Raw genomic sequence first — 12,415 nt, 5'->3', positions numbered from 1 at the left:
TGCGAAAATGCCGCCGCCCCCACTACCGCGCCAAATCAGGTCGGCTTGACGCCCGCCGCCTGCAGCAGCCGCCCCCACACCGGCCCCTCGTGGGCCCAGGCCTGGGCGAAGCGCGCGGGCGTGTCGTCGTCCATGGGCACGAAGCCGGCGGCGATGATGCGCGCCGTGCCTTCGCGGCTGGCCACCGCGCGGTTGGCGGTCTCGCCCCACTGGCGCGCCACCTGGGGCGCCAGCCCCTTGGGGCCGGCGATGGCCAGCCAGCCCACCAGTTCGAGCGCCTCCCTGCGCAGGCCGGCCTCGGCAAAGGTCGGCACCTCGGGCAGCAGCGGCACGCGGCGCGGGCCGGTCACCGCCAGCGCACGCAGCCTGCCGGCATCGATGTGCGGCTTTAGCGTGATCATGCTGCCCATGCCGATCTTGACCTGCCCGCCCAGCATGTCCTGCACCATCGGCGCCTCGCCGCGGTAGGCCGCGTGCGACATGTCGGCGCCGGCCGCCTCGCTGAGCGTGGCGCAGGCCAGCTGGCCGTGCGAGCCTATGCCGTACGAACCGTACGAAAGCTTGCCCGGGTTGGCCTTGATCCATGCCAGGAATTCCTGCAGGTTCGCCGCCGGCACGTCGGCGGTCACCACCAGCGCGATGGGCGCGGTGCACACGCGCACCAGCGGCATCAGCTCGGTCAGCGGATCGTAGGAGGTCTTCTTGTACAGGTACTTGTTGGTGAGCATCGACGAGGTCGTGCCCAGCAGCACGGTCAGCCCGTCGGGGGCCGACTTCACCACCGACTCGCCCGCGATCAGGCCGGCCGCGCCGGGCTTGTTGTCCACCACCACCGGCTGGCCCAGGCCCACGCCCATGCGCTCGCCCAGGGTGCGCGCGATCACATCGGTGGCGCCGCCGGCCGCGAACGGCACCACCACCCGCACCGGGCGGGTGGCGAAGCTGGCCTGGGCCTGGGCCGCCAGCGGCGCGGCGGCGGCGCCGGCCCCCAGGGCCAGCAGTTGGCGGCGGCTCAAGGCCGTCTTGGGTGCAGTCGCGGTCATGGCTTGTCTCCTGGGTTTTCTGGTCTGCGGATCGGTGGAAGCTCAGTTCAGCGTGATTTTCGCCGCCTCGACCACGCCCTTCCAGTGTGCCGCATCCTGCTCCATCTGGCGCTTGAAGTCGGCAGGCAGCGAGCCCACGGGAATCAGGCCCATGTCCTGCAGCCGCTTGTTGAGCTCGGGCGACTTGACGATGGCCGCGACCTCGGCGCCCACCTTGTCCACGATGGCCTGGGGCGTGCTGGCCGGCAGGAGCATGCCGAACCAGCCGTTGGCCTCGAGGCCGGGGTAGCCGGCTTCGGTCATGGTCGGCACCTGCGGCAGCGCGGGGTGGCGCTGGGCGCCGGTGACCGCCAGCACGTTGAGCTTGTCCGACTTGATGTGCGGATAGGCCGCGGTGGCATCCACCAGCGCCAGGGTCAGCTGCCCGCCGAGCAGGGCCGCCATCTCGGGGCCCGAGCCCTGGTAGGGCACATGCACGATGTCGATGCCGGCCTGCTGCTTGAAGCGCTCGCCGTTCATGTGCGACGAGGTGGCGTTGCCATAGCTGCCGAAGTTGAATTTCTGCGGGTCGGCCTTGGCCTGGGCCACGAATTCCTGCAGCGTCTTGATGCCCGAGCTGCGCGGCACCATGAACAGGTCGGCCGACTTGGCGATCTGCGACACCGGGGCCAGCTCGCTCAGCTTGTAGGGCACCTTCTTGTACAGCCACGGGATCTGCACCAGCGTGGTGATGCCCAGCAGCATGGTGTAGCCGTCGCCCGGCGCCTTGGCGACCGTGTCGTTGCCCAGGATGCCGCTGGCGCCGGGCTTATTCTCGACGATCACCGGCTGGCCCCAGCGGTTGGTGAGCTGCGTGCCGATCAGGCGCGCGATGGTGTCGGTGCCGCCACCCGCCGGGTAGGGCACGATGATGCGGATGGGCTTGCTCGGGTAGTTGCCTTCAGCCTGTGCGCCGCCCATGCCGCAGGCGGCAGCGGCCAGCGCGATGAGGGGCAGCCATCTCGGCAGCGATAGGCCCAGCAGGGCCTTGCGTCGGTTCAGTGGCATGGTGATGTCTCCTTCTATGAGCTTGCTCACAAAGTGCGAGCAATGATTTCCTTCATGATCTCGTCGCTGCCGCCGTAGATGCGGCCGATGCGCGCATCGGTCCAGGCGCGGCCGATCTGGTATTCAGTCATGTAGCCGTAGCCGCCGTGCAGCTGCAGGAATTCGTCGAGCAGGCGGTTTTGCAGCGCGGTGGCGTTGAGCTTGACCATGGCGGCGCGCTCGGGCGTGAGCGCGCGCTGCAGGTGCAGCGCGATGCAGTCGTCGACGAAGACGCGCAGCATCGTCGCCTGGGCCTTGGCCTCGGCCAGCTTGAAGCGGGTGTTCTGGAACTCGAACACCGCCTGGCCGAAGGCCTTGCGCTCGCGGGTGTAGGCGATGGTCTTGCTCAGGAAAGCCTCGATGGACATGGCCGCGCGCACCGCCACCACCAGGCGCTCCTGGGCCAGCTCGTGCATCAGGTACTTGAAGCCCTGGTTCTCTTCGCCCAGCAGGTTATCCACCGGCACGCGCACGTTGTCGAAGAACAGCTCGGAGGTGTCCTGCGCCATCAGGCCGATCTTCTCGAGCTTGCGGCCCTTGCTGAAACCCGGCGCGCCGTCCTCGACCACGATCAGCGACACGCCCTTGGCGCCCAGCTCGGGCGCGGTCTTGCAGACCACGATGACGATCTCGGAGTTGATGCCGTTGGTGATGAAGGTCTTGGCGCCGTTGATGACGTAATGCTCGCCATCGCGCTTGGCGGTGGTGCGCACCGATTTCAGGTCGCTGCCCGCGCCGGGCTCGGTCATTGCGATCGCGCCGATCAGCTCGCCCGCCGCCATCTTGGGCAGCCAGCGATCCTTCTGCGCCTTGCTGCCATAGGCATTGATGTAGGGCGCGACGATGTCCGAGTGCAGCGGAAAGCCCAGGCCGCTGGCGCCAGTGCGGGCAACCTCCTCGATCAGCACCGCGGCATGGCCGAAGTCGCCGCCGCCGCCGTAGGGCTCGGGCAGCATGGTGTTGAGCAGGCCTTCGCGGCCGGCCTTGCGCCAGACCTCCTTGGGCACGATGCCCTGGCGCTCCCATTCGGCATGGAAGGGGACGACCTCTTTTTCAAAGAAGCGGCGCACCTGCTCGCGGAATTGCTCGTGGTCTTCGCGGTAGACGGTGCGTTGGATCAGGTCTTGCATGGTGACTCCTAAAGATTTGCTCAAATGGGCCTCTAACGCTTATGCGGCAAGCGCCAAAAGCCATGATTCTTGAATTTCAGCGCAGCGCAAAACCGGCCTCCGGCTCGGCCCGGTAGCGCTCCTTGAGCACCCGCCGCAGCAGCTTGCCGGTCTCCAGCTTGGGCAGGCCGTCCACGAAGACCATGCGCTGCGGGCGCTTGATCTTGCCGAGCACCTCGCCCGCCTGCGCGGCAATCGCCTGCGCGGTCTCCGGCGTGGCGGGCGTGCCGCGCTGCAGCACCACCACCGCGATCGGCTGCTCGCCGAAATCGGCATGCGGCACGCCGACCACCGCCACCTCGTACACGGCCGGGTGGCGCGACAGCGCGTTCTCGATCTCCTGCGGGTAGAGGTTCACGCCGCCCGACAGGATCAGGTCCGCGCGCCGGTCGCTCAAGAAGAGGTAGCCGGCCGCGTCCACATGGCCGATGTCCCCGTAGGTGGCCCAGCCCTGCTCGTTGATGGCCTGGCGCGTCTTGGCCTCGTCGTTCAGGTAGCTGAACTGGCCGCCACCCGAGAAATACACCTGGCCGACCTCGCCGGGCGGCAGTTCCTGGCCGTCGTCGCCGACGATGCGGATCTGGCCCGAGATCGCCCGCCCCACCGAGCCGGGGCGCTCGCGCCACTCCGCTGAATTGATCAGCGTGGTGCCGCAGCCTTCCGAGCCGGCGTAGTACTCCAGCAGGATGTCGCCCCACCAGTCGAGCATGGCCTGCTTGAGCGGCACCGGGCATGGCGCCGCCGCATGGATGGCAACGCGGTGGCTCGACAGGTCGTGGCGTTGCTTCACCTCGGCCGGCAGCTGCTGCAGGCGGCTCAGCATGGTCGGCACCCACTGGCTGTGCGTCACGCGGTAGCGCTCGATCAGCGCCAGCGCCCGCTCGGCGTCGAAGCGGCCCATGATCACCGCCTGCCCGCCCAGGTCCAGCGCGCGCAGCGTGTAGCGCAGCGGCGCGGCGTGGTACAGCGGCGCCGGCGACAGGTAGACGGTGCCGGCATCCATCTGCATGTGGCGCGCGGTCACCTGCACCTCGGGATCGAGCCGGTTGCGCCATTCGCTGGGCCACATCGGCTTGCGCACGCCCTTGGGCCGCCCGGTGGTGCCCGACGAATACAGCAGGTCGCGCCCCACGGGCCGGTCGCCGAAGTCCACCGCGGCACCGGCCTGCGCCTGCACCGCCGCCTGGAACGAGGGCGCGCCGGGCTCGGCATCGTCCACCGTGAAGCGCGGCAGGCCCTGCAGCCCGGCGAGCAGCGGCAGGGTCTTGCCGGAAGCCACCACCAGCCGGGCGCCGCTGTCCTGCACGATATAGGCCACCTCGGCCGGCGTCAGGTGGGTGCTGAGCACCGCGGCATACAGGCCCGCCAGCTTGGCGGCAAGCACGATCTCCAGGATCTCGATACGGTTTTCCAGCAGCACCGCGAAGGTATCGCCCGCCTGCAGGCCCTGGGCCGCCAGCCACTGCGCCGCCTGAGCGGCATGGCCGGCCACCTCGCCGGCCGTGTACTGCCGGCCGCTGTCGGCCATGGTCAGCACCACGCTTTCGGGAGCCGCTGCCGCGCGGCCGAAAAAATCTTGCGTACCCGTCACCATCACTCCTGGGGTTTCAAAATTACGAGATCATTGTCTCAAAATAAATTTTCTCAAATGAATTCTTTCAGACATGCCTGCTAAAAATCATAGTGCAAACACGGTGTTAAACACAAACGAACAGGGTAGACTGAAATTTAATGGATCATCTGTCTCATAAAACACATGGAGCAATCATGAACATTCCTGTCATCGTCGACGCCATCCGCAGCCCCATGGCAAGGGCCAAACCCGACGGCGCGCTCGCCCAGGTGCATCCGGTGGACCTGCTCTCGCAGGTGCTGGAGCAGCTGGTGGCACGCAACCAGCTCGATCCCGGCTCCGTGGACGACGTGATCTGCGGCTGCGTCAGCCAGGTGAGCGAGCAGGCCGGAACGCCCGGCCGCCTGGCCTGGCTGGCCGCCGGACTGCCCGCGCACGTGCCCTCCACCACCATCGACCGCAAGTGCGGCTCCAGCCAGCAGGCGGTGCATTTCGCGGCCCAGGCCATCATGGCCGGCACGCAGGACATCGTGATCGCCTGCGGCGTCGAGTCGATGAGCCGCGTGCCCATGGGCACCTCGCGCATGGGCCACAACACCACCGGCGCGCGCTTCGATGCCCGCTACGCGCCCGGCCTGGTGGGCCAGGGCGTATCGGCCGACCTGGTGGCCGCCAAGTGGGGCCTGTCGCGCACCGAGCTCGACACCTACGCCGCCCGCTCGCACCAGCGCGCCCATGCCGCGCAGTCGGCCGGCCGCTTCGAGCGCGAGATCGTCGGCATCGATACGCCGAACGGCCGCGAGAGCCGATTTGTGGCCGACGAAACCATCCGCGCCAGCACCACGGCCGAGAAGCTCGCCGGCCTCAAGGCCGTGTTCCAGAGCGACGAGCTGTCGGCGCGCTTTCCGCAGATCGGCTGGAGCACCACCGCCGGCAATGCCTCGCAGATGACCGATGGCGCCAGCGCCATGCTGATCATGAGCGAAAAGCGCGCCCAGCAGCTGGGCCTGCGCCCGCGCGCCCGCTTCGTGGCCTTCGACGTCTGCGGCGACGACCCGCTGTACATGCTGACCGCGCCCATCCCCGCGTCGCAGCGCGTGCTGGCCAAGGCCGGCATGAAGCTGGACGACATCGCCCACTACGAGATCAACGAAGCCTTCGCCTCGGTGCCCATGGCCTGGCAGAAGGAGCTGGGCGCCGACGGCGAGCGCCTGAATCCGCGCGGCGGCGCGATCGCGCTGGGCCACCCGCTGGGCGCCTCGGGCATCCGCCTGATGACCACCATGCTGCACGCGCTGGAGGACAGCGGCGAGCGCTACGGCCTGCAGTCGATGTGCGAGGCCGGCGGCATGGCCAACGCCACGATCATCGAACGCCTGTAACCACGGATTCAAGACAAGGAAGCATCATGCAATTGCAAAAAGGAATGACCGCCATCGTGACCGGCGGCGTATCGGGCCTGGGCGAAGCCACGGCCGTCTCGCTGCTGGAGCGCGGCCTGAACGTGGTGGCCATCGACCTGAACGACGAGCGCGGCACGGCGATGGAGCAGAAATACCAGGGCCAGCTGCGCTACGTGAAGGCCGACGTGTCCGATGAAGCGCAGGTGGCCGAGGCCATCGCGGTGGCCGAGTCCTTCGGCAACTTCCGCGCGCTGGTGCACTGCGCCGGCATCGGCGGACCGCTGCGCCTGATCGAGAAGGACGGCAGCGCCGGCTCGCTGGAAAAATACACCAACATCATCCGCGTCAACCTGATCGGCAGCTTCAACGTGCTGCGCCTGTCGGCGGTGGCCATGGCCAGGAACGAACCCGTCGACGGCGAGCGCGGCGCCTGCGTGCTCACCGCCTCGGTGGCAGGCTACGAGGGCCAGATCGGCCAGATCCCGTATGCCTCGTCCAAGGCCGGCGTGATCGGCATGACCATCGTCGCCGCGCGCGACCTGGCCACCAAGATGATCCGCGTCTGCACCATCGCCCCCGGCCTGTTCGAGACGCCGCTCTTGATGCGCCTGCCCGAGAACGTGCGCCAGTCGCTCGGCGCCTCGGTGCCCAATCCCTCGCGCCTGGGCCGCCCGTCGGAATACGCGCTGACCGCGCTGCACATCCTCGAGAACCCGATGCTCAACGGCGAGACCATCCGCCTGGATGGCGCCATCCGCATGCAGCCTCGCTGATGTCCTCTCCTCTCCCGCACGCGGGAGAGGGAACGCTTCCCCATTTCCCGAAAGGCATTCCATGGCATCCACCGTACTGGTCGAAGTGCGCGACAACGTGCAGATCATGACCCTCAGCAACCCCGAGGCGCGCAACGCCGCGACGCTGGAGATGGCCGAGGCCATGGTTGCAGCGCTGGACGAGCTGGACCGCAACCCGGCGCTGCAGGCCGGCATCATCACCGGCGCGGGCGGCACCTTCTGCGCCGGCATGGACCTCAAGGGCTTCCTGCAGGGCAAGCGCCCCAGCATCCCGGGCCGGGGCTTTTGCGGCCTCACGCAAAAGCCGCCGCAAAAGCCGCTGATCGCCGCGGTCGAGGGCTACGCGCTGGCCGGCGGCTGCGAGATGGTGCTGGCCTGCGACCTGATCGTGGCCGCCAACAGCGCCAAGTTCGGCCTGCCCGAAGTCAAGCGCGGCCTGGCCGCCGCAGCCGGTGGCCTGCTGCGCCTGCCCAAGCGCCTGCCCTACCACATCGCGATGGAATGCATCCTCACCGGCGACATGCTCAGCGCCGAGCGCGCCCATGCGCATGGCCTGGTCAACCGCCTGACCGAACCCGGCCAGGCGCTGGACGTGGCGCTGCAGCTGGCCCAGGCCGTGGCCGCCAACGGCCCGCTGGCGCTGATCGCCAGCAAGCGCGTGGCGCAGGAGTCGGCCGACTGGCCCCAGGCCGAGATGTTCGAGCGCCAGGCCGCCATCACCGCGCCGGTATTCAGCTCGCAGGATGCGCGCGAAGGCGCCGCCGCCTTTGCCGAAAAACGCAAGCCGGTGTGGAAGGGCGCTTAAGCCCAACCAAGCGCTGACAGCCATCTTTCCAGAAGCAGGCAATCTTCAAGCGGCCGCAGAGCCGCCCACCGATCCAGGAGACAGAGATGCACATCCACAACCGCCGCCGCGCGCTCCAGCTCGCGGGCGCCGCCCTGCTGGGCATGGCCACCCTGCCCGTAGCCTTGCCCGCCTGGGCCGACGGCAGCTGGCCCACGCGCCCGATCACCTTCATCATTCCCGGCGCGGCCGGGGGCTCCACCGACACGCCGGCGCGCTTCATGGCGCAAAGGCTGGGCGAGCGCCTGGGCCAGCCCATCGTGGTGGACAACAAGCCCGGCGCGGGCGGTGCGCTCGGCACCGGCCTGGTGGCGCGCGCCCAGCCCGACGGCTACACCGTGCTGGTGGGCAATACCGGCTCCAACGCGATCAACTACACCGCCTACCAGAAGCTCAGCTACAAGAGCAGCGACTTCATCGCGCTGACGGACATGATCTCGTTCGCCAACGTGCTGGTGGTGCCGGCCAGGTCGCCGATCAAGAGCCTGAACGAGCTGATCGCCACCGCCCGCCAGCAGCCCGGCAAGCTGTCGTTCTCGTCGGCCGGCGTGGGCCAGACCACGCACCTGATGGGCGAGCTGTTCCGCGAACGCACCGGCACCGACGTGGTGCATGTGCCCTACAAGGGCTCGGCGCCGGCCACCATGGCCATCGTCAGCGGCGAGACGCAGTTCATGTTCGACAACCTCACCGCCTCGCTGGCCCACATCAAGGACGGCAAGCTGCGCCCGCTGGCGGTGACCGGCGCCAGCCGCGAGCCCGAGCTGCCCGAGGTGCCAACGATGACCGAGCTGGGCATGAAGGATTTCGACAAGGTCGGCTGGATGGGCTTCTTCCTGCCGGCCAAGACCCCGCCCGAGATCGTGCGCAAGCTCACCGATGCCCTGATCGCCGTGCTGCACGACCCCGCCGTGGTCAAGCGCTACCGCGACCTGGGCGGCCGCCCCGGCGGCATGCCCACCGAGCAGTTCGCGCAGCTGGTGGAGCGCGACCGCAAGGACTGGGGCGAACTGATCCGCAGCCAGAAACTGCAGCTCGACTGACACCATGACCGAACCCGCACAGCCCTCATCCACACCGTATTGGCCCAAGGGCGTTGCCCGCGAACTGCGCGTGCCGCGCGTCACGCTGGACGACTATCTCTATGTCGCGGCCCGGCGCTTTCCCGACAAGAGCGCCATCATCTTCGGCGGTAGCGCCATCAGCTATGCGCAGCTGCTGGCCCAGGTCGAGGCGCTGGCGGGCTACTGCCAGCAGCGGCTGGGCATCGCGCCGGGCGAGCGCGTGCTGCTGCAAAGCCAGAACTGCCCGCAGTTCGTGGTGGCCTGCTATGCGCTGTTTCGCATCGGTGCGGTGGTGGTGCCGGTGAGCGCCATGACCACGGCGCACGAGCTGCGCTACTACGCCGGCGACAGCGGCGCGCGCGTGGCCATCGTCGCGCAGGAGCTGCTGGCCGCGGTGCGGCCCGCGCTGGACGAAGGCCTGCTCGATGCCGCGCTGGTGCATGCCTACAGCGACATGCTGGCGGCCGAGCCACCGGATGCGCTGCCCGAGGCGGTGACCGCGCCGCGCGCGCCCTTGCCCGCGGGCAACTACCACGGCTTTGCCGACGCGATTGCCCAGGGCCTGGCGCCCGGCGCGCGCACGGCGCTCCGCATAGGCCCCGATGATCTCGCCGTGATCCCCTACACCTCGGGTACCACCGGCCACCCCAAGGGCTGCATGCACACGCACGGCACGCTGCAGGCGCCGGTGGTGGCGGGGCAGATCTGGCGCGGCCTGCAGGCCGATGCCGTGTGCCTGGCGGTCGCGCCCATGTTCCATATGCTCGGCATGCAGGCCGGCATGAATACCCCCATCGTCACCGGCGCCACCGTGGTGATGATGCCGCGCTGGGACGCGCTGCAGGCCGCGCGGCTGATCGAGCGCCACCGCGTGAGCGTCTGGTCCGCGCCGCCCAGCATGGTGATCGAGCTGTTCGCGCAGGCGCAGGAGCACCGGCTCGACCTCTCCAGCCTGGCGGTGCTCACCGGCGGCGGCGCGGCCATGCCCGAGGCCGTGTCGGCCATGCTGGCCGAGCGCTTCGGCCTGAGCTACAACGAGGCCTACGGCCTGTCCGAGACCGCCGCCTTCCTGCATGCCAACCCCATGCAGCACGGCAAGCGCCAATGCCTGGGCATGGCCACGCAGGGCGTGCACTCGATGATCGTCGACCCCGAGACCCTGCAGGAGCTGCCGCAGGGCGAGGTCGGCGAGCTGGTGACCAGCGGCCCGCAGGTGATGCTGGGCTACTGGCGCAACGACGAGGCCAACCGCCAGGCCTTCTTCGAGCGCCACGGCCGGCGCTACTTTCGCACCGGCGACCTGGCCGCGGTCGACGCGCAAGGCTACTACTTCATGCGCGACCGCCTGAAACGCATGATCAACGCCTCGGGCTACAAGGTCTGGCCCGCCGAGGTGGAGAACCTGCTCTACGCCCACCCCGCGGTGCTCGAGGCCTGCGTGATCGGCGTGCCCGACGCCAGGCGCGGCGAAAGCGTCAAGGCCGTCGTCGTGCTCAAGCCCGGCGCCAAGGCCACGGCCGGCGAGATCATCGCCTGGAGCCGCGAGCGCATGGCCGCCTACAAGGTGCCGCGCGAGGTGGAGTTCGCCGCGTGCCTGCCCAAGTCGGCCACCGGCAAGATCCAGTGGCGCGCGCTGCAGGAATCGGCAAAAGCATGAAGCACCCCCTATGTCGCTGCGCTCCTTCCCCCTCTCCTTCGGGAGGGGGACAGCACCCTCGGTGCGGGGCGGCCCTTCCTCGGTGCCCGCGCATTCCGCAGTGCCGGTTTCACGGGCTTCGAGCGGACGGTACGCAGCGCCATAGCTAACTTGATTCCAACCAGCAGAGAGAACGCATTATGTCCAACCCAAGCTTTGCCGGCCGCCACGTCTTCGTCGCCGGCGGCAGCAGCGGCATCAACCTGGGCATCGCCCAGGCCTTCGCGCGCGCCGGCGCCAACGTGGCGGTGCTCAGCCGCTCGCCCGAGAAGGTGCAGCAGGCGGCCGAGGGCCTGCAGGCGCTGGGCGCGAAGGCCCTGGGGCTGAGCGCCGACGTGCGCGAGCCGGCGGCCGTGGAGGCCGCGCTGCGCCAGGCGCAAGAGCGCTTCGGCGACATCGACGTGCTCATCTCCGGCGCGGCCGGCAACTTCATCGCGCCCGCGGCCGAGCTCTCGCCCAACGGCTTCAAGACCGTGGTCGACATCGACCTCAACGGCACCTTCCACGTGCTGCGCCTCGCCTATCCCATGCTGAAGAAGCCTGGCGCCAGCATCATCAACATCTCGGCGCCGCAGGCCGTCAACCCCACCATGTACCAGGTGCATGCCTGCGCCGCCAAGGCCGGCATCGAGATGATGACGCGCGTGATGGCCATGGAATGGGGCGAAGCGGGCGTGCGCGTGAACGCCATCTCGCCCGGGCCGATTGCCGACACCGAGGGCATGCGCCGCCTCGCGCCCTCGCCCGAGGCGCTGCGCCGCGCCACCGAGACCGTGCCGCTGCAGCGCATGGGCACGCTGGACGACGTGGCGAACGCGGCGCTGTTCCTGGCCTCGCCGCAGGCCGGCTACATCACCGGCGCGGTGCTGCCGGTGGATGGCGGTGCCGCGCTGCGCGGCGGCCGCGACATGCGCTCGTCCTACGTGCCAAGGGGCGCCGCATGAGCCAGGCCTACGAACGCATCGCCTTCGAGGTGCAGGACGGCGTCGCCACGCTGACCTTCAACAACCCCGCCAAGCGCAACGCCTTCGACCCGGCGATGCGGCTGGAGATGGCCGAGGCGGTGGAGCGCGTGGCCACCGACGGCGCGATCCGCGCGCTGGTGCTGACCGGCGCGGGCCCGCACTTCTGCTCGGGCGGCGACCTGGGCAATATCGCCGCCTCGGGCCTGGACAATGCCGGCTGGCGCCAGCGCCTGTCCAGCCTGCACCACTGGCTCAAGGACCTGATGCTGCTCGACAAGCCGGTGGTGGCCGCGGTGGACGGCGCGGCCTACGGCGCCGGCTTCAGCCTGGCGCTGGCGGCGGACTTCATCATCGCCAGCACGCGGGCGCGCTTTGCCATGTCCTTCATCCGCGTCGGCGTGGTGCCCGACTGCGCGGCCTTCTACACGCTGCCGCGCGTGGTCGGCGTGCAGCGGGCGCGCGAGCTGATGCTGTCGGGCCGCGAAGTCTCGGCCGAGGAGGCGCTGCAGCTGGGCATCGCCACCGAACTGGCCGAGCCCGAGGCGCTGCAGCAGCGCGCCCAGGCGATTGCACGCAGCTTCGTCGGCGCCTCGCCGGTGGCGCTGAGCCTGATCAAGCGCTCGCTGGCGCTGGCCGCGAACGACCTGCCCTCGCTGCTGGAGCAAGAGGCCAATGCCCAGGCGCTGGCCATGGGCACGGCCGAGCACCGCGAGGCGGTGCGCCGCTTTCTGGACAAGGAGCCGGCGCCGTTCCAGTGGCCGCAGAAGTAGCGCCACGA

The 12,415-nt window shown here is 69.3% G+C and carries 11 protein-coding genes; 7 read left to right on the top strand and 4 right to left on the bottom strand.

Translation table 11 applies throughout. From position 1 onward, the window contains the following. Positions 1-35 precede the first annotated feature (35 nt). From ACODRX_RS02960 to ACODRX_RS02945, 4 genes are all read right to left on the bottom strand, one after another. On the bottom strand, positions 36-1,043 hold the full coding sequence (locus tag ACODRX_RS02960) for a tripartite tricarboxylate transporter substrate binding protein (RefSeq protein ID WP_488869552.1): 1,008 nt from the start codon (positions 1,041-1,043) through the stop codon (positions 36-38). A 42-nt stretch (positions 1,044-1,085) separates the two neighbouring features. Beyond that, positions 1,086-2,090, bottom strand: coding sequence for a Bug family tripartite tricarboxylate transporter substrate binding protein (locus ACODRX_RS02955; protein ID WP_488869551.1), 1,005 nt, complete (start codon positions 2,088-2,090; stop codon positions 1,086-1,088). A 26-nt stretch (positions 2,091-2,116) separates the two neighbouring features. Next, positions 2,117-3,259, bottom strand: coding sequence for an acyl-CoA dehydrogenase family protein (locus tag ACODRX_RS02950; protein ID WP_488869550.1), 1,143 nt, complete (start codon positions 3,257-3,259; stop codon positions 2,117-2,119). A 76-nt stretch (positions 3,260-3,335) separates the two neighbouring features. Beyond that, positions 3,336-4,889 (bottom strand): AMP-binding protein, encoded by a 1,554-nt coding sequence (locus ACODRX_RS02945; protein WP_488869549.1) that lies wholly within the window; start codon positions 4,887-4,889, stop codon positions 3,336-3,338. Between the two features lie 176 nt (positions 4,890-5,065). Here ACODRX_RS02945 and ACODRX_RS02940 point away from each other — a divergent pair, with 176 nt between their 5' ends. The 7 genes from ACODRX_RS02940 to ACODRX_RS02910 all read left to right on the top strand — a co-directional run bounded on the left by ACODRX_RS02940 (position 5,066) and on the right by ACODRX_RS02910 (position 12,407). Beyond that, on the top strand, positions 5,066-6,253 hold the full coding sequence (locus ACODRX_RS02940) for a thiolase family protein (protein ID WP_488869548.1): 1,188 nt from the start codon (positions 5,066-5,068) through the stop codon (positions 6,251-6,253). Positions 6,254-6,279: 26 nt separating this feature from the next. Then, the gene (locus ACODRX_RS02935) at positions 6,280-7,047 is read left to right on the top strand and encodes an SDR family NAD(P)-dependent oxidoreductase (protein WP_488869547.1); all 768 of its coding nucleotides are present in this window, start codon (positions 6,280-6,282) and stop codon (positions 7,045-7,047) included. A gap of 61 nt (positions 7,048-7,108) precedes the next feature. Continuing rightward, complete coding sequence (locus tag ACODRX_RS02930; RefSeq protein ID WP_488869546.1) at positions 7,109-7,873, top strand: crotonase/enoyl-CoA hydratase family protein; 765 nt, start codon at positions 7,109-7,111, stop codon at positions 7,871-7,873. Between the two features lie 86 nt (positions 7,874-7,959). Beyond that, entirely contained in the window at positions 7,960-8,955 is a 996-nt protein-coding gene (locus tag ACODRX_RS02925) for a Bug family tripartite tricarboxylate transporter substrate binding protein (protein ID WP_488869545.1), read from the top strand. Positions 8,956-8,959: 4 nt separating this feature from the next. Next, on the top strand, positions 8,960-10,633 hold the full coding sequence (locus ACODRX_RS02920) for a long-chain-fatty-acid--CoA ligase (protein WP_488869544.1): 1,674 nt from the start codon (positions 8,960-8,962) through the stop codon (positions 10,631-10,633). 179 nt (positions 10,634-10,812) lie between these two features. Further along, a complete protein-coding gene (locus ACODRX_RS02915; RefSeq protein WP_488869543.1) occupies positions 10,813-11,616 on the top strand; it encodes an SDR family oxidoreductase in 804 nt (267 codons plus the stop codon). After that, entirely contained in the window at positions 11,613-12,407 is a 795-nt protein-coding gene (locus tag ACODRX_RS02910) for an enoyl-CoA hydratase/isomerase family protein (protein ID WP_488869542.1), read from the top strand. Before ACODRX_RS02915 ends, ACODRX_RS02910 begins: the two co-directional genes overlap by 4 nt. Positions 12,408-12,415 lie beyond the last annotated feature (8 nt).

The sequence above is a fragment of the Comamonas sp. FG99 genome, assembly GCF_057808605.1.
Note: the sequence above shows the minus strand (reverse complement) of the source record. Positions and strands in the feature narration are given on the sequence as shown.